We start from the raw sequence: 16,389 nt of genomic DNA, 5'->3' as shown, positions 1-16,389 counted from the left end.
GGGAGGTGTCGCACCCGCCCGCACCGCAGCGAGCTGGAAGAATGGAGTCCGCAGTCACTCACCGGAGGGGTTCGTCTGTGAAGGTCGGGCTGGCACGTTCCGCCGCAGTCCAGTGGGTCGCCCGGCATGCCCGGCCCGACGCCGGCTTTCGGGGTGCGTACTTCAGCGGCTCGACCGTCGGGCTACCGGACGACGCCGAGCTCCCGCCGTCCTCCGACGTCGACATCGTGGTCGTCACCGCCGATGACGACCCGCCGGCCAAGCCGGGAAAACTCCGCTACCAGGGCGCCCTCCTGGAGGTCAGCCACCTGCCCTTGCGCGAGCTCGCCTCCGCCGACGATGTGCTCGCCTCCTACCACCTGGCCGGAAGCTTCCGCACCGACGCGGTCATCGACGACCCCACCGGTCATCTGCGCAAGCTGCACGCGCAGATCGCGCCCCGTTTCGCCGCCCGGCCCTGGGTCCGCCGCAGGTGCGAGGACGCCCGCCACCGGATCGAGACCCGCCTCGCGGCGATCGACACCTCGAGGCCGTTCCACGAGCAGGTGAACGCCTGGCTGTTCCCCACCGGTGTGACGTGCCACGTGCTCCTCGCCGCCGCCCTGCGCAACCCCACCGTCCGCCTGCGCTACCGGGCCGCACGCGACGTGCTCACCGAGTACGGCCACCTCGGCAGCTATTCCGACCTGTTGAGTCTTCTCGGTTGTGCACACCTGCCTGCGCAACGCGTTCAGCACCATCTACGCGCACTCGTCACGACGTTCGACGCCACCGCCCAGGTCGCGAAGACCCCGTTCTTCTTCAGCAGCGACATCACCCCCGCCGCGCGGCCGATCGCGATCGACGGTAGCCAGGCACTCATCGACTCCGGTGACCACCACGAGGCGGTCTTCTGGATCATCGCGACCTTCGCTCGCTGCCACACCATCCTGGCCACCGACGATCCCCACCTGCACGAGACCCTCGCGCCGGCCTTCCGGGCAGCCGTCGCCGACCTGGGCGTCAGCTCCACGCCCGACCTCCTCCACCGGGCCGGAGAGGTCACCCGATTCCTGCCCCGGCTCTGGCGGACCACCGAAGAGATCCTGACCGGCAACCCCGACATCACGGAATAGACGCGGACGGACAGCGTCTCGGCCGGCGCGCGATGCCGCGCCCTCCACCGGCCCGGGATCGCCGCGGCCCGGGCCAGGGGCCGGCGCACGCGCATCCCCGCGGTCCGGGCGATGACAGGGTTAGGCTTGGCGTTTGGCATGTCGAGCCAGCGTTCCTGCTACGGAGAGTATCGGGATGGTACGCAACGTCAACGTTGCTTCCGATCCGGCGTCGAAGTCTGTCGGCTTCGCGCACAACGCGCTTGACGCGCCTGCCCCCGCTCTGGCTCTCCTCGGCCCCGACGGGAGGATCCTGGCGTGGGGGGACGGCTGTCAGCGGCTGCTCGGCCACCGTGCGGAGGACGTCGTCGCGGCGCCCGTGCGGCAGTTCCTGGCGGCTCCCGGACAGGACGTCTCCTGGTCGCCGGCCCCTGGGGCCGTGGGGCGGCGCGGCGCCCGGCGGGCCGCGGCCGCCGTCGTGGATCTCAGGCACCGGGACGGTGGCGTAGTCCGCCTGACGGTGGAGACCGTCGCACTCACCGGTGGGGACGGTGAGCACTGCTGGCTCGTCGCCGCCACGGGCGCGCCGGAGGGCACGCGGGACCCCGAGGAAGAGGTGTCCCTGCTGGATCGGTCGCCGCTGGCGGTGGCGGTGTGGGACGCCGAGATGCGGCTGGTGTGGGCGAACGACACCACCAGGAAGGTGACGGGCCTGTCCGCCGGGGCCGCCTCGGGGCCGTCGGCGCGGCGGATCCTGCGGGGCTTCGACAGGACCACCACCGAGCCGGTGATGCGGGAGGTGCTGGCGTCGGGCGAGCCGGTGGACGACCATGTGGTGCGGTGGGTGTCGCCGGAGGACGGCCGGGAGGTCGTCTTCTCCTCCTCGCTGTTCCCTCTCGTGTCGAGCGACGGTACTCGGGTGGGTGTGTGCAGTGTGTCGTTGGACGTCACCCAGAGCTGGGAGCGGGAGCGGCTGGCGCTGCTGGGCAGGGCGGCCCACCGCATCGGCACCACCCTGGACGTGATGACGACCGCGCAGGAGCTCGCGGACATGGCCGTCCCCGCCCTGGCGGACTATGTCGCGGTGGACCTGGCCGAGGCCGTGCCGCTGGGCGAGGAACCGCTGAAACGCATGGCGGAGGGCGAGTTCGGCATCCCCGCCTTCCGCCGCGCGGGCATGGCCTCCGTCCACGAAGGAGCGCCCGAGGCACCCTTCCCGGTGGGTGACGTGGTGTACGTGCCACCCGGGTCGCCGTACCTCGCCGTGCTGGGCGAGGGCCGCTCCCATCTCAGCCCGGTGCTGGAATCCGGCCTGGGGACGTGGCTGGACCACGACCCCGCCCGGCGCCGAACCGTCCGTGAGACGGGCATCCACTCCCTGATGATGATTCCGCTGCGGGCCCGCGGCACCATCCTCGGTATCGCCGTGTTCGCCCGGAACGACAACGTCGTTCCGTTCTCGCGGGACGACCTGCTGCTGGCCGAGGAACTGGCCGTCCAGGCGTCGCTGAGCCTGGACAACGCCCGCCGCTACACCCGCGAGCGTAGGGCCGCGCTGACCCTGCAGCGCAGCCTGCTGCCGGAGAAGCTGTCGGGGGGCGGCGCGGTGGACCTGGCCAGCCGCTACCTGCCGTCGGACCGGCACGAGGGGGTCGGCGGGGACTGGATGGACGCCATCGAGCTGCCCGGCGGCCGGATCGCCCTGGTCATCGGCGATGTCGTGGGGCACGGCGTCCACGCCGCCGCCACCATGGGACGCCTGCGCACGGCGGTGCACACCCTCGCCGTGCTCGACCAGCACCCCACGAGACTGCTCGACCACCTCAGCGAGGTCACCGACCAGCTCGCGCAGTCCGGCACCTGGGCCACCGACCAGCCTTCGATCACCGGCGCGAGCTGCCTGTACGCCGTGTACGACCCGGCGCAGCGGGTGTGCACCCTGGCGCGGGCCGGTCATCCTCCGCCGCTGCTGGTCACACCCGGCGGGGAGGTCACGATCGCCGACACCCCGGTGGGCCCGCCGATCGGGACGGGCACCGGCCCTTACGAATCGGTCGACCTCGAACTGCCCGGGGGCACCGTGCTCGCCCTGTACACCGACGGACTGGTCGAATCCCGCCGCGTCGACATCGACACGGGGCTCGACCGGCTGGCCGCCGCACTGCGCGAACCACCCGCCGACCTCGACGACCTCTGCTCCCGCGTCATCACGAGGATGACCGCCAACGCCCCGCAGGAGGACGACGTGGCCCTCCTCGTGGCCCGCACCCGCGGCTCACCGGCCCGGCCCCGCTCCGGGCTCCGGGCTTCCGGGGGCCGGGCGGCGCGAGAGGCTGAAGGGCCGGCTGGGGGGAGTCGGGCGGTGCGTCGCGGGCTACCGGGCCGGCGGGATTCGGTAGACGGAGACGTGTGAGGGCGACTCGGCGGTGAACTCCGCGCCGGCCCAGTCGGCGTGCCTGGTCTCCAGCTCGAATCCGGCCAGTTGGGCCATGAGGTCGAGTTCGGCCGGCCAGACGTAGCGGTGCGGGCTGCGGAACAGCTGTGCCTGCTTGGTCCCCTCGAACCGGAAGTGGTGCGACACGACGTGCTGGCGCAGGACGTCGTAGGTGTCCAGCAAGATGAAGCCGGGCTCGGACTGACAGACGATGGCCGACTGGCCCGGGGGCAGCTTGCGCAGCTCGGGCACCCGGAGCTCGACCACGAACCGGCCGCCGGGCCTGAGGTGACGCGCCGCGTTGCGGAAGCACGCGACCTGCTCGGATTGGGTGAGTAGGGTCGAGATCGCGTTGTAGACGATGTAGACCAGGGTGTACTCCCCCGGGGCCACGGTGGTCGCCATGTCACCGAGGACCACGGGGATCGTCGCTTCGTCGACCTTGGTGCGCAGCTGCTCCACCATCGGCGGCGACAACTCGATGCCGACGACCGGAACTCCTCGCGCGGCGAGCGGAACGGCCACCCGGCCGGTTCCGATGGCGAACTCAAGCGCCGGCCCCTCCCCCGCCAACCGCGCAAGGCGCTCCACAGGCGGGCCCAGGACCTCCGGTGCGAACATGCCCGATCCGGGCGTGTCGTAGTGCTGGGCGACATCAGCGTCCCAGACTTCCTCCTGCCGCATCCCGACAACTCTCACCGCTGACCGCGGGCCCGTCCAGCGAATATCCGCCCCGCCGCGGATCCAGGCGACGACCACGGTCTCGGGGTGGTGCCGGGCCGGCACCCGCAGCGGTCGCCACCTGGCCCAGCGCCCTGGCATCGCTCTGCGCTGAAGTGGCGGGACCGCGGGACGTCGCCGAGGTTGCCTGGCGGTACCTGGCGTCGGATCGATGGCGTTGCCGCGGGGGTGGCGCGAAAAACGGTGAGGCGGGTGCCGACGGGCATGGGCAGGATGTCAGCGCCCAGTACCTGATGAGAAGGGACCCGACGACCGTGGCTCGTGCCATCACTCTGATCCGCTCCGCTTCCCTGTCCGATGTCGCCGAGTACGCCTATGCGGCCACGGCGCCGGCCGAGTCCCGCCTGATCTTCCTCGCCGGGGCGTGTCCCCTGAACGACGACGGCTCGACGGCGGCGGTCGGGGACTACGCGGGGCAGGCGTTGAAAGCGGTCGAGAACATGCAGGCCGCTCTGGCCGCCTCCGGCGCGTCGCTCCAGGACGTCATCAGTACACGGGTTCTCGTCGCATCGACCCGGCGGGAGGATCTGGTGGCCGCCTGGGAGGTGGTCCGGGACTCCTTCGCCGACCATGACGTCCCCAGCACCTTGCTGGGTGTCACTGTGCTCGGCTACAAGGACCAGCTCGTCGAGATCGAGGCCGTCGCCGCCGTGCTTGATTCTTGAGGTCCATCACCCCCCGGCCGGGCGTGGCCGGGGCTGGATGCGCCTGGCGCGTACGCGCTGCGAGGCCGCCGGCCACCTGAACGCGATCCTCCGGTCGGTCCCGCCCTCGCCCGATTCGGGTCCGGGCCCGGCCCGCCCTCGCCTGGCAGGACGGGCTCGGGCGTGGGTGGTCCGGGCCCGGGGGTGGGCGGGGCGGGGATCAGCGCATGGCCGCGTCCCGTGCCGCGGTCAGCAGGTCGTCCGCGGTGAGCGTGCCCGGGTCGCGGGCCGTCCGGGGGGACTTCCCCGGACGGCAGGCGGGAGGCGGAGGCGGACGGGCGGTCCTCGTGGTCGCGGACCGACCAGGTTCTTGCGGACGGTGTGTCAGGCCTGCCCGGCGGCATGGTCCGGCCGGACGACGCCCGCGGCGGCGTCGCGCGTGTTCGCGGTCGGGCCGGTGACGGTGATCATGAGCCCGTGACCAGTCCTCCTGCCGAGGTCAGGCGGAACGTCGCGCGAGGTCTTGCAGCAACGCGATCGCCTCGGCCGCCCGCTCGTAGGGGATGAAAAGGTGGTCATGGTGGAAGCCGGCCACGACATTGCAGCTCAGGCCCGCGCCGGCGAGTTCCCGGGCGACGGCGGCCGTGAGCCCGACTGCGTCCAGGGAAGAATGGACGCGCAGCGTGACCCATGCCGCCACGTAGTCGTACGCGAGTCCAGCCGCATCGGCATCCTCCAGCCGTACGACCAAAGTCAGCCCCTCCTGCTCGGCGACCGTGACGACCGGCGTGAGGCCAGGTGGGATGCCGGCCTCGGCGACGGTGAACACATAACGCCCCGGCCGCAGCTCCGGGCTCATACCACTCAGCAGTTTCCGCAGGTCGGCCTCGCCACTCATGGCCACGATCATAGGGTTGTGCGCGGTCGGGACGCCGCTGGACGACGCACGTCGGAAAGCGCGACCGGAGGGCGGCCCGAGTGGCGACTCCGGCGGCGGGGCCGGTGACCGGGCCCGCTATCGAGGCGGAGTCGTGGTCACGGGCCGAGAGCGTGGCGGCCAGCACTCCGACCAGCGCCATCGACGCGACGGGCAGCAACACGGCCGACCGCAGCAGCCGCGGGGGCGGCGCCGGGGACGGCTGCGACGTCCGCGACGTCCGGGTGGAGAGGGCGCGGGCGCGGTGGATCTGGTGCACCAGGACATCCTTGCGATGGAGATGGCGACTCGGCGGGAGGTCCCGTTCGGCCGGAGCTGACAGCAACTCCTGGACCCCACTGCGGGCGGAGCCGGCGCCACGACAGGTGGTCGGCATTCCTCTGGTCTCCTCCCGCGGCAAGCAGGGCCGCGAACGCGGCCCTGCTCTCCCATCTCTCCGCGAGGGCCCCGCAGTTAAGCGTTCGTGCCGCCGAGTGGGCACCGGCTGAGCCGGTCGAGCCGCGCGCCGGGCCCGCCCGGCCGACCCGGTGCGTCGTGGACCGAGGCGGGACGGCGGACGTCATCGATCCGGCGGACCGTCCCGTCGGCGAAGCCCTCGACCGGCACGGGGTCGGTGCGCACGCCAGGGAGGTGAGCCGCCACGCACACCACAAGCTTCGCCACGCTCGACGAGTGACACCCCTCACTAAGTGATAGCTTGAGTTTCACTTATCGAAGGGAAAGCCGAGTGGACGAGGGCATCGCACGAGCGCTTCGGATCGACCGGAACTCGACGGTCGCCGACCGGCGGGTCGACATCACGACCACGGGGGCACGCACGGGAAGGCCTCGGCGCATCGAGATCTGGCTGTATCGGGCGAGCGGTCGGCTCTACCTGACCGGCCGCCCCGGGCCCCGGGCCTGGTATGCGAACCTCCTCGCCCATCCACGTTTCACCCTCCACCTCAAGGGAGAAGTGGTCGCCGACCTCCCCGCCCTCGCCGTCCCCGTCACACACGAGGCCGAGCGCCGAAGGATCTTCACCGAGCTTCTCGACGACATCAACGCATCCGACGCGATCCCCCATCCGGATCCGCGGCCGACGGTCGAGGACTGGCTGGCCGGCAGCCCCCTCGTGGAGATCCAGCTCGTCGATGCGACGTGACTTCGACGTGACACAGGACACCACCGGGTGCTGTGCCGCCGTGTGGCCGAACGCGGCGTGACGCAAAGCACCGGAATGACGGCGTCGTCCACCGATTGATAGCGACTACTCTCATTTATCGAGGCAGGAACCGTCTGCGAAAGGTGATGGATCAATGACCGACTTCACCGCACCGGCCACGGCGGACACCGCCGCCACCGTCGCCGAGCGCATCGCCGCGCGAGTCGGGGCACTGCGGTTCGACGACCTGCCCGACGAGGTCGTCGCACACACCAAGCTGGTGCTGCTGGACCAACTCGGCGTGCAGACACTCGGCGCCACCCTCCCCAACGTCCGGCCGGTGCTCCGGTTCGCGGAGAGCCAGGGCGGCACACCGGAGGCGACACTGACACACTCGGGCAGGCGAACGAGCGCTTCCCTGGCCGCGTGGGTGAACGGCACGCTGGGGCACAGCGCCGAGTACGACGACGCGCACGCGCTGGCCTGGCACACCTCGTCCGCCGTGGTTCCCGCCGTGCTCGCCCTGGCGGAGCGCGAGGGCGCGGACGGCCGTGAGGTGATCACGGCCGTGGCCGCCGGGATCCAGGTGATGGCGCTACTCGGCGCGGCCACCGCAGGCATGGTCACCACGGGCTGGCACGGTTCCAAGGTGCTCGGCGTCTTCGGCGCCGCCGCGGCGTCCGGGATCGTGCTCGGCTTGAGCACGGCCGAGCTGGTCAATGCGTTCGGCATCGCGGCCAGCGACGCGGGCGGCACGATGGAGTACGACCAGAGCGGCGGCGAGGTCAAGCGTCTCCACGGGGGTTCCGCGTCGCGTGCCGGGCTGGAAGCCGCACTGCTGGCCCGTGCCGGACTGACCGGCCCGCCGACGATCTTCGAGGGGCACCGCGGTGTGTTCCGGCTGTTCGGCGGTGGCGAAGCCACCCGGATCCCCGACGCGCTCTGGGAACGCTGGCACGTGCTCGACACTATCTTCCGCTTCTACCCGGGCGTTGCCACCAACCACGCGCCGCTCGACGCGATCCGGCACCTGCGCGAGGCACACGATCCGAAAGCCGGCGACATCGCGCACATCAGAGTCGGCCTGGTCGATTTCGCCGTGGGCCACGGCGCCTCCGTCACCCGGCCCACTGACGCGATCTCGGCGCAGTTCAGCCTCGCGTTCGGTATCGGCCTGCAGTTCGTCACGGGACGCAACACCCCCGCCGACTACCTCGATCCCGCCCGCTGGAGCGACCCCGAGATCCTCGCGATCGGCGATCGTGTCGAGCCCTACGCGATGCCGATTCCCGCGGATGAGCCGATCTTCACCGCCCAGGTCGACATCGAGTTGCGCGAGGGCACCACGCTGAGCCACCGCCAGACGGGCTTCCGAGGACATCCGAGTCTGCCGGCCACCCGGGCCGGGATCGAGGCGAAGTTCCGCGACAACGTCATCGGCGTCCTGGGCGACGAGCGAACCGAGGCGCTCATCGCGGCCGTCACGGGCCTCGACGCCAGCCCGGACGTCGGCGCGCTCACCGGCCTGCTCGGTCGGGCCACCCCGCACAGCACCGGCGATCAGGACACCGGCTCCACGGAAAGGAGGGGGTGATGTCGCGTTCCCACCCGACCGGCGGGCCCGCCGAAGGACTACGCCGTGACGCCGCCGAGAACCGCGCGCGACTGCTGGACGCGGCCGAACGGGTCTTCGCCGAGCACGGCACGGGTGCCACCATGGAGGACATAGCCCGCGCCGCGGGGGTCGGTCCCGCCACGCTCTACCGGCGCTTCGGCACCAAGGAGGCCCTGGTACGCGAGGTCCTCGGCGTGTTCTTCCGGCGGCTGGTCGACCTCACCCACCAGGCCTGCGCCGAACCACCGCAGCGGTGCCTGGACGTCTACCTGGACACCGTCGGCTGGGAACTGGCCGCCAGCCGCGGCTTCATGCACGGGATGTGGGGCGAACTCGCGCCGGCCCCTCTGGTGCGGGAGCTCGAGGACCTGACCGGCCGACTCCTGGCCAGAGCCCAGGAGGGCGGCGTGTCCAAGCAGGTGACCGTCGGCGACATCGCGACCGCCGTCTGGGCGCTGCGCGGCGTCATCGAGACCAGCGGTGAGGTGGCACCGGACGCGTGGCGCCGACACCTCAGCTACCTCCTCGCCGGGTTCCGCACCCCGGTCGACCACGCCGCGGCGACGCTCACCGCCCAGCAGGTCGCGGCCGCCGTCGCCGCGACCCGGAGGAGCCGGCAGTGAAGTCCGGGCGGTCGAGGTCGCCCCCGGGAGGTCCCGGTCAGCACGTCCCTGCCCCAGGCCACGGACCTCACCCGCGCTCTCGGTCCCCCTTGTTTGAAATAGGTAAAGCACTTACGCTTATTTCAAGCAGTCCCCTCGGCACGCCCAAGGCGGCCGAATGACGGAGGAGCCAGAGCATGCGCGCGATCCAGTACGAGCGGTTCGGTGGGTACGACGTCCTCGACCTCGTCGAGGTGGCCCCGCCGGTCGCCGCCGACGGGCAGGCGGTCGTCCGGATGACGGTGGCGGGCGTCAGCCCGCTGGACGAGACGGTGCGTGCCGGGAAGCTCGCCCCCACCCTGCACAAGCCGCTGCCGATCCGGCCGGGCGGCTCCGGCGTGGGCGTCGTCGAGCAGGCGGGTGCTTCCGGGCCGGCCGCCGGCACCCGGGTCGTGCTGAGCGGTGGCCGCTATGGCGTGAGCGCCGACGGCACATGGGCCGACGCGGTCGCCGTCGACCCCGCCCACCTCGTTCCTGTGCCCGACGGGGTGAAGGAGACGGCCGCCGCCGCGCTGACCGCCGGTGCCGGCTACCTGACCGCCTACCTGGCTCTGACCGAACTGGCCGGGTTCCGCAAGGGCCGGAGTGTTCTGGCCCCCGGTGTCGGCGGCGCGGTCGGCCAAGGGGGGGTGGAGGTCGCCCGGGTGCTCGGCGCGACACACGCCATCACCACCGCCACCAGCACGCGGAAGGCAGAGCAGGGCCGAGCCGCCGGATACGAGGTCATCGACCTGACCCGTGAGTCCCTGCGCGACGGCGTCGCCCGGATCACCGACGGCAAAGGCGTGGATGTGGTGCTGGACGGCGTCGCCGGGGACCTCACCGGGGAGGCCCTCGGCGCGCTGGCGGTCGACGGCACCCTGATCAGCATCGGTTACGCCGGCGGAATGGCGACCCGGATCAACGTCACCGACCTGATCTGGAAGAACGCGCACGTGCACGGTTTCCGCTTCGCCCTGTTCAGCCCCGAGGAGGTCAACGCGGCCAACTCCGTCCTGCTCAACCTGCTCGCGCGCGGAGAGTTGCGCCCGGCGGTGGCCCGGGCCTTCCCCCTGAAGGATGCCGCCGACGCCCAGCGGCTCCTGGCCGAGGGCAGTCCTTTCGGGCGCGTCCTGCTCACGGTGTGAAACCGTTGATCCCCGCGACGCACTTCTCTTCCGCGGTCGCCGCGGAGGCAGGGTTGCCGCGGGGGCGGGGCAGCGCGCGTCAACCCGTATCGTTAGAACAGCCAAGGAACACCATGGATATTGCTGGAAAGAACGTGCTGCTCGCCGGCGCGACCGGAGGCCTCGGCCGCGCCATAGCGACCGCGCTCGCCGCCCGGGGGGCCGACCTGACACTCAGTGGGCGCCGTGCGGGGGAACTACGGCAGTTGGCCGAGGCGCTCGGCGCACAAGCCGTCGCGGCGGACATGTCCGATGCCGGGGACGTCCAGCGACTGGTCAGGGAGGCGGGGCGGGTTGACGTTCTCGTTGTCAGCTTCGGGCTGCCAGCAAGTGGCGAGCTGCTGGATTTCACCGAGCAGGAGGCCGACCGCGCCATCACCGTGAACCTGCGGGCTCCCGTCGCGCTGACCCGTGCGGTTCTCCCCGCCATGCTGGAAAGGCGTCAGGGGCACGTGGTCCTGCTCGGCTCGCTGGCCGGCAAGATCGCCCAGACCCAGGGGTCGCTCTACAACGCGACGAAGTTCGGCCTGCGCGGATTCTGCCTGGGCCTGCGCCAGGACCTGAGAGGCACCGGAGTGGGCGTGTCGGTGGTGCAACCGGGCTTCGTTCGGGATGCGGGCATCTTCGCTGAAGCCGGTGCCGAGCCGCCGAGTGGCGTGAAGACCGTGTCGCCGCTGCAGGTCGCGCACGGCGTGCTGCGCGCGATCGAGAAGGACGTGGCCGAAGTGAACCCGGCCCCGCTCTCACTGCGCCTGCTCGGCACACTGGCCACTGCGTTCCCCGGTATTTCCGCCGCCGTCCAGCAAACGGCGGGCTCCAGGCGAACCACCCGGGCCCTGGTGGAGGGCACACGCCACAAGCGTTGAGCGCCTGCTCGTCACGCGACCTGCTCGTCACGCGGCCTGCTCGTCACGCGACCCGCGGCTGTCCGCGCCGGCGCCGGCATCCGCTGGGCCCGACTGCGCGTCGCAGGATGCCGGCCGTCGGCTCCGCGTATCGCCCCGGTCTCTCGCAGGCCCTCGCGCGCAGCCGGTCGAGGAACTCCCTCGACCGGCATGTGGTCGCGCCCAGCGGCAGAGGAGCGCACCCACCGGGCTGCAGAACGGCCTGGTCAGCGCCGGCTTCCACCGCATCGTGCCGGCCCGCACACGCTGGCGCTAACCGCGCCCGGGTCCGCCTCGGCGACGATCATCCGCCCTGTCCCGCGGCCCCGTCACCCGCCCGCACGTCGGCGAGCTTGATGACGCCGCCGATCAGCATGTCCAGGCCGAAGGTGTAGTAGTCGTCCGGGCTCGCACAGTCGGACAGCGGATCGGCGCAGGCGACGACGGCGGGGAAACGTCGGGGCGAGAGAGCGATCAGCGAGGCGCGTTTGACCCGGATGGCGTCTTCGCGGGCCTCCGGCTCCGTCGGCAGTTCCCGACCCGGCTCGGCGGCGACGAGGGCGACCACGGCACTCAGCAGATAGGCGCCCGTCTCGGCGGCACGCTCGTCCGAGAGGCCCGCCTGCCGCAGCAGCGACAGCGTGCGCTCGGTGACGGCCAGGCCGGCGGGAGAGGACAGCACACGCTGCGGAAGCAGCGGCGCGAGCGTGGGGTGAGGCCGCAACACGGCCAGGAAGCCTTCCAGAACCGCACGCAGTCGGTGCGGCCACGGCTCGTCCGCCGCCTCGCCCGGTAGCTCCACCTCCGCGAAGAGGCGCTCGGCAATGCCGTCCAGGAGCTGGTCCTTGTCCTTGAAATGCCAGTAGAGCGCCGTGGGCGTGACGCCGTGGTACTGAGCAAGGCGCCGGATGGTCACCGCGTCGAGCCCTTCGGCATCAGCCAGCTCCACGGCCCCCGCCGTGATCGTCTCCCGGCTCAGCCGTTCACGGACCTGAGTCGGCATGTCGTTGTCCACCATGGTGACAACCCTACCCCTTACGTGTCTCATGCTCTATGCTCATGAACAACGTTCAGGAGATCCTGAGGGGACGCCGGCCGGCAGTCCGCCCCTTTTCCCCGTAACACCCTCTTCGCCAGGAGACATCGTGAAAACTCTCGTCACCGGAGCAACCGGGTACCTCGGCCGAGCGGTCGCGCAGCGACTGCTCGTCGCCGGCTACGACGTCCTGGGGCTGGCGCGCAGTGACGCCGGTATGCGAGCGCTCGCCGCGGCAGGGGTGACGCCCGTGCGCGGTGATCTGGGCGACCGTGATTCCCTGCGCGCCGCCGTCCAGGACGCGGACGCCGTCATCGAGACCGCGAACGCCGACAGCGCGGAGGCCACCACGGCACTGCTGGACATCCTCGCGGGCTCCGGCAAGCGGTTCATCCGCACCAGCGGCGTCGCCGTCTACACGGAACTGTCCGGCGGTGAGCCGAGCGACACCGTCCACGTGGAGGACCCCGGCTTCGTCCCCATTCCGGCTCTCGCGCACCGCTATGAGCTCGACCAGCGGGTCCTGGCGGCCGCCGAACACGGTCATCACACGGTGGTACTGCGCCCGGGCATGGTCTACGGCCAAGGCGGCAGCGAGCAGCTCCCGGTGTTGTTCAGGGCGGCGCTACGGGACGGCCTGAGCCGCTACACCGGACGCGGCCTGAACCGCTACCCCACCGTGTACCTCGACGACACGGCCGAGGCCTACCTGCTCGCCCTGGAGTCCGCACCGCCCGGAAGCCAGTACAACCTGGCGGCCGATGAGAGCGAGATGCGCTCGGTCGCGGAAGGGATCGCCCGTGCTCTCGGCCAGGAGAGCGCGGTATCCGTCCCGCTGGAGGAGATGGCAGAGGCCATCGGCATGCTCTACGCCGTGGGGATGAGCAGCAATGTCCGGGTCGATGCGGCCAAGGCACGCACGGAACTCGGCTGGAACCCCAAAGGCCCCTCGCTCCTCGACGAGCTCGTCCACGGCTCCTACCGCAGGGTGTGGGGACCGCGCGAGGCCACCCTGACCGCCGGACAGGCGGCCGCGTGAGCTCCACAAGAGCCCCCGGAACATCCGGTCGGCACTTCCCGGCCCGGGACGAACAGGACCTGGTGACGCACGGTGCGTCCCCCCGGCGATTCACCACCGCCGGCCTCGACGCGGCCGCCCCCGGGCGCCGAGGGCAGGGGCCTTCGGGTCGGCGATCGACGCAGATCACAGGTCGGCTGACGGCTTCCCGCCGTGGTTGGCGGGAGGGACGGTCACGGTTGGTGGGAGGCACGGTCATGGTGGGACGCCGCGCCGTCGCGGAGTGGCGAACCATGGCGAACCGCCCGGTACCCCCTGCGGGTCAGCGGGCCCCGGCCGCGTTGTTCTGGACGCGCTGGCGGGCTCGGTAGGCGCGCAGGTTGGCCGGATTGCCGCACCTCTTGACGTCGTGCCACACGCCGCTGTTGTTCCGGGAGCGGTCGTAGAACGCGCACCGGCAGCGGGGGTTCCGGCAGACCTTCAGACGGCGTCGCGTGTCGGTCAGTTGCGCTTCGTACATCGCGGCCAGCACCAGCGAGACGAGGCGGCGCCAGCCGGTGCCGCAGGCCTCCAGGTGGACCTCGCCGTCCTCACCGAGGTGGAGCGCGGCGGCGTAGTGAACGATCGGGGCGGCTCCGCCAGGCCCGGCGGCGCCGTCCGGGGCACCGGCACGCGCGGTGAGCTCCTGGAGATCGTCGCGGAAGGCGCGGAGTTTCCGCACGCCCCCCGCGTCGAGGACGATCTGCGGCGCGGGCTGCCCGGTGGCTGCGGACCAGTCGGTGACCGCCACGTCCACCCAGGCCTGGGCGCTCGCCAGGTCGGAGAGGAGGTCGGGGCGGCCGGCGGAGACGGTGTTGAGCAGGTCCTGCACGAGTGCCAGTGCCCCGGGAGCGGGCTCGACACCATAGCGGTCACTGGCGGGCCAGGCCATCGGGCGCGCCTCCTTCACCGTCTCCTCGACCATTGCATCCATTCATTCTTTCACAGGCGGTCGGCGTCCCCCGGGGGCATGCGCACCGGGAGCGGTGCGGGAGGCCGGGGCGGCCGGAGTGGCCCGTGCATCAGGGCTGCCACCGCCGGCCAGATGCCCGCGGAACCAGGCCAGGGCGGCGGAGCTCGCCCGGTCGAAGCCCGCGGTGTAGGCGTCGAAGTGACCACCGGGGATCAGCTCCAGGCACTTGGGCTCCAGCGCCTTCTCGTACGCCGCCAGGGCCAGGTCCGTGAGGGTGACGGCGTCCTCCGCGGCCACCACCATGAGCAGAGGGGTGGGTGAGATGCGGCTCACCCAGGCGCCCGGCTCGTACATACGGGCCGCGCGGGTGGAACGGACGGTGACCTCGTTGGTCCACACCTCCTCGGCGGCAGGCTGCAGGTAGAAGTCGATCGCCTCCTGCGTGCGGTAGGACGCCGCGACGACCGGATCAGCGCTGACCAGGGCCTGGCGGTGCGGCGGTGCGCCCCGCAGTTGCGCTCGTTCGTCCTCGGTGAAGGCCCTTTCCAGGGCGGCGACCGACTCCGGGGCCACCCGCCGCAGTCCCTGCTCATAGCCGCTGATGGTGGGGACTTGGGCGACGACCGCCTTGAGTCGGCGGTCGGTTGCGCCCAGGACGAGCGCATGGCCGCCTGCGTAGCTGGTGCCCCACACGCCGATCCGTTCCGCGTCCGCCTCGGGGCGGCTCTCCAGGTAGGAGATCGCGCGGCGCCAGTCGGAGACCTGCTGCCAGGGGTCGATGTCGTGGCGCGGCATGCCGCCGCTGAGGCCGAAGCCGCGGTGATCGTGCAGGAGGACGAGGAACCCGGCCCGCGCGAAGACCTCCGCGAACGGCCGTATGCCATGCTCCCTGGTCCCGCCGTACCCGTGGGCCATGGTGATCGCCGGATGCGGACCCGAACCGGGCGGCAGGTAGAGAGTGGCCCGCAGCATGACACCCCCCTCGGCGGGGAAGGCGACTTCCTCTTGCCTGAGCTCGGTCACGGTGCACCACTCCTTCCGTGCTCGGCGCGTCCTTCAGTTCTCGGCGCGCTGCCGGGGGCACTACGTACAGGACAGTGGCGAGGAGATCACGGGCCACCGTCGTTCCAGGGCGGCCGCTTCGCCGGCTCAGCCGTCACCGAGGAGCGCCTGGGCTCCGTACCAGACCGGACCGGGATTCAGCCGGTCCGGGTGAAGTTCGAGCATGCTGTCGTAGAAGTCGCGCGGGCTCGGCTTGGACCCGAGCAGCCGGATCACGTCCTTCAGGTACTGCCGTGTCCGCTCCACGGTGGCGGGGTCATCGGGCAGGTCGCGATTCTTGTGTCCGGCCACGACGGCCCGCGGCTGAAGGGCCTCCACCCGGTCGAGAGCGCCCAGCCACTCGGCGAGCCCACCGTCTGCGCCCTCCAGGAAGTACTGGTGCACGCCGTTGTAGACGACGTCCCCCGCCACGACAAGGCCGAGGGAGGGGACATGGAGCACCGATGTCCCGTCGGTGTCCGTGTGGCCGGTCTCCACGGGGCGCAGGACGTTGCCTTCGAGGAGGAACCCCTCTGCTGGTACGACCTCCGCCATGACCGGCGTCTCGGGGATAAGCCCGGGGAAGGCCCTGTCCCACATCTGCGCGCGGCCCTCCGTGGACTGCCGGTGCATGACCTCGATCGTCGCCGCCGTCGCGTACGCGGTGACGTCCGGGAAGCGCCGCATGAGCTCGCCAGTGGTGAACCAGTGGTCGCCGTGGCCGTGCGTGGCGTAGATGTGGGTCAGCCGCCTGCCGGTCCCCTCGATCCAGTCGCCGACCCGGGCGGCCTGGCTCCGGGTGAAGGGCGGGTCGACGAGAACGGCGTCCCGCTCACCGAGAATCAGCGTCGTGGCGACCGGCGAGGACACGATGCGTTCCCCGTTCGGCAGGTACTGGTCACCGCTCCTGGGGGTCCCGTCGGAGACGAGGACCTCGTAGGACAGGTGGGCGGGCTCCGCCGTGCTCATGGGTGGCTCCTCGGTGTGTTCCGACTCCGACGTGACGGCGTCCTCAGCCGAG

General features: G+C 71.6%; 15 protein-coding genes. 9 read left to right on the top strand and 6 right to left on the bottom strand.

Translation table 11 applies throughout. The features are described from left to right. The first annotated feature begins 77 nt into the window (after window positions 1-77). A complete protein-coding gene (locus ACSMXW_RS36575) occupies window positions 78-1,115 on the top strand; it encodes a hypothetical protein (RefSeq protein WP_485802830.1) in 1,038 nt (345 codons plus the stop codon). Window positions 1,116-1,290: 175 nt separating this feature from the next. Beyond that, window positions 1,291-3,507, top strand: a complete 2,217-nt coding sequence (locus ACSMXW_RS36570; protein ID WP_485802828.1) for a SpoIIE family protein phosphatase — start codon at window positions 1,291-1,293, stop codon at window positions 3,505-3,507. On the opposite strand, the gene ACSMXW_RS36565 is transcribed toward ACSMXW_RS36570, so the two are convergent. Next, window positions 3,469-4,212, bottom strand: a complete 744-nt coding sequence (locus ACSMXW_RS36565) for a class I SAM-dependent DNA methyltransferase (protein WP_485802826.1) — start codon at window positions 4,210-4,212, stop codon at window positions 3,469-3,471. The two genes, ACSMXW_RS36570 and ACSMXW_RS36565, sit on opposite strands and share 39 nt — an antisense overlap. Before the next feature lie 311 nt (window positions 4,213-4,523). Here ACSMXW_RS36565 and ACSMXW_RS36560 point away from each other — a divergent pair, with 311 nt between their 5' ends. After that, a complete protein-coding gene (locus tag ACSMXW_RS36560; RefSeq protein WP_485802825.1) occupies window positions 4,524-4,934 on the top strand; it encodes a RidA family protein in 411 nt (136 codons plus the stop codon). Window positions 4,935-5,412: 478 nt separating this feature from the next. On the opposite strand, the gene ACSMXW_RS36555 is transcribed toward ACSMXW_RS36560, so the two are convergent. Beyond that, the gene (locus ACSMXW_RS36555; RefSeq protein WP_485802823.1) at window positions 5,413-5,811 is read right to left on the bottom strand and encodes an ACT domain-containing protein; all 399 of its coding nucleotides are present in this window, start codon (window positions 5,809-5,811) and stop codon (window positions 5,413-5,415) included. Between the two features lie 766 nt (window positions 5,812-6,577). On the opposite strand from ACSMXW_RS36555, the gene ACSMXW_RS36550 reads away from it, so the two are divergent. The 5 genes from ACSMXW_RS36550 (at window position 6,578) to ACSMXW_RS36530 (ending at window position 11,303) form a co-directional block, all read left to right on the top strand. Then, on the top strand, window positions 6,578-6,994 hold the full coding sequence (locus tag ACSMXW_RS36550; RefSeq protein WP_485802821.1) for a nitroreductase/quinone reductase family protein: 417 nt from the start codon (window positions 6,578-6,580) through the stop codon (window positions 6,992-6,994). Between the two features lie 154 nt (window positions 6,995-7,148). Beyond that, window positions 7,149-8,588: an MmgE/PrpD family protein gene (locus ACSMXW_RS36545; protein ID WP_485802820.1), complete on the top strand. Its 1,440-nt coding sequence runs from the start codon at window positions 7,149-7,151 to the stop codon at window positions 8,586-8,588. Next, window positions 8,588-9,232, top strand: coding sequence for a TetR/AcrR family transcriptional regulator (locus tag ACSMXW_RS36540; RefSeq protein WP_485802818.1), 645 nt, complete (start codon window positions 8,588-8,590; stop codon window positions 9,230-9,232). Before ACSMXW_RS36545 ends, ACSMXW_RS36540 begins: the two co-directional genes overlap by 1 nt. Window positions 9,233-9,408: 176 nt before the next feature. Continuing rightward, the gene (locus ACSMXW_RS36535; RefSeq protein WP_485802817.1) at window positions 9,409-10,398 is read left to right on the top strand and encodes a quinone oxidoreductase family protein; all 990 of its coding nucleotides are present in this window, start codon (window positions 9,409-9,411) and stop codon (window positions 10,396-10,398) included. Window positions 10,399-10,511: 113 nt separating this feature from the next. Further along, on the top strand, window positions 10,512-11,303 hold the full coding sequence (locus ACSMXW_RS36530) for an SDR family NAD(P)-dependent oxidoreductase (RefSeq protein ID WP_485802815.1): 792 nt from the start codon (window positions 10,512-10,514) through the stop codon (window positions 11,301-11,303). 322 nt (window positions 11,304-11,625) lie between these two features. Here the strand turns inward: ACSMXW_RS36530 and ACSMXW_RS36525 are convergent, their stop codons facing one another. Next, window positions 11,626-12,339, bottom strand: a complete 714-nt coding sequence (locus ACSMXW_RS36525) for a TetR/AcrR family transcriptional regulator (RefSeq protein WP_485802814.1) — start codon at window positions 12,337-12,339, stop codon at window positions 11,626-11,628. Window positions 12,340-12,466: 127 nt separating this feature from the next. Between ACSMXW_RS36525 and ACSMXW_RS36520 the strand changes: the two genes are divergently transcribed. Beyond that, window positions 12,467-13,396: an NAD-dependent epimerase/dehydratase family protein gene (locus ACSMXW_RS36520; protein WP_485802812.1), complete on the top strand. Its 930-nt coding sequence runs from the start codon at window positions 12,467-12,469 to the stop codon at window positions 13,394-13,396. Window positions 13,397-13,697: 301 nt separating this feature from the next. Here ACSMXW_RS36520 and ACSMXW_RS36515 read toward each other — a convergent pair whose 3' ends face one another. The 3 genes from ACSMXW_RS36515 to ACSMXW_RS36505 all read right to left on the bottom strand — a co-directional run bounded on the left by ACSMXW_RS36515 (window position 13,698) and on the right by ACSMXW_RS36505 (window position 16,337). Next, on the bottom strand, window positions 13,698-14,339 hold the full coding sequence (locus tag ACSMXW_RS36515; RefSeq protein ID WP_485802810.1) for a CGNR zinc finger domain-containing protein: 642 nt from the start codon (window positions 14,337-14,339) through the stop codon (window positions 13,698-13,700). A gap of 9 nt (window positions 14,340-14,348) precedes the next feature. Continuing rightward, complete coding sequence (locus tag ACSMXW_RS36510; RefSeq protein WP_485802809.1) at window positions 14,349-15,350, bottom strand: alpha/beta hydrolase; 1,002 nt, start codon at window positions 15,348-15,350, stop codon at window positions 14,349-14,351. Window positions 15,351-15,476: 126 nt separating this feature from the next. Further along, entirely contained in the window at window positions 15,477-16,337 is an 861-nt protein-coding gene (locus ACSMXW_RS36505) for an MBL fold metallo-hydrolase (RefSeq protein ID WP_485802807.1), read from the bottom strand. Window positions 16,338-16,389 lie beyond the last annotated feature (52 nt).

It is taken from the genome of Streptomyces sp. DSM 116793 (assembly GCF_057320905.1).
The sequence above is the reverse complement of the archived record's forward strand: the minus strand, read 5'-3'. Positions and strand labels throughout refer to the sequence as shown.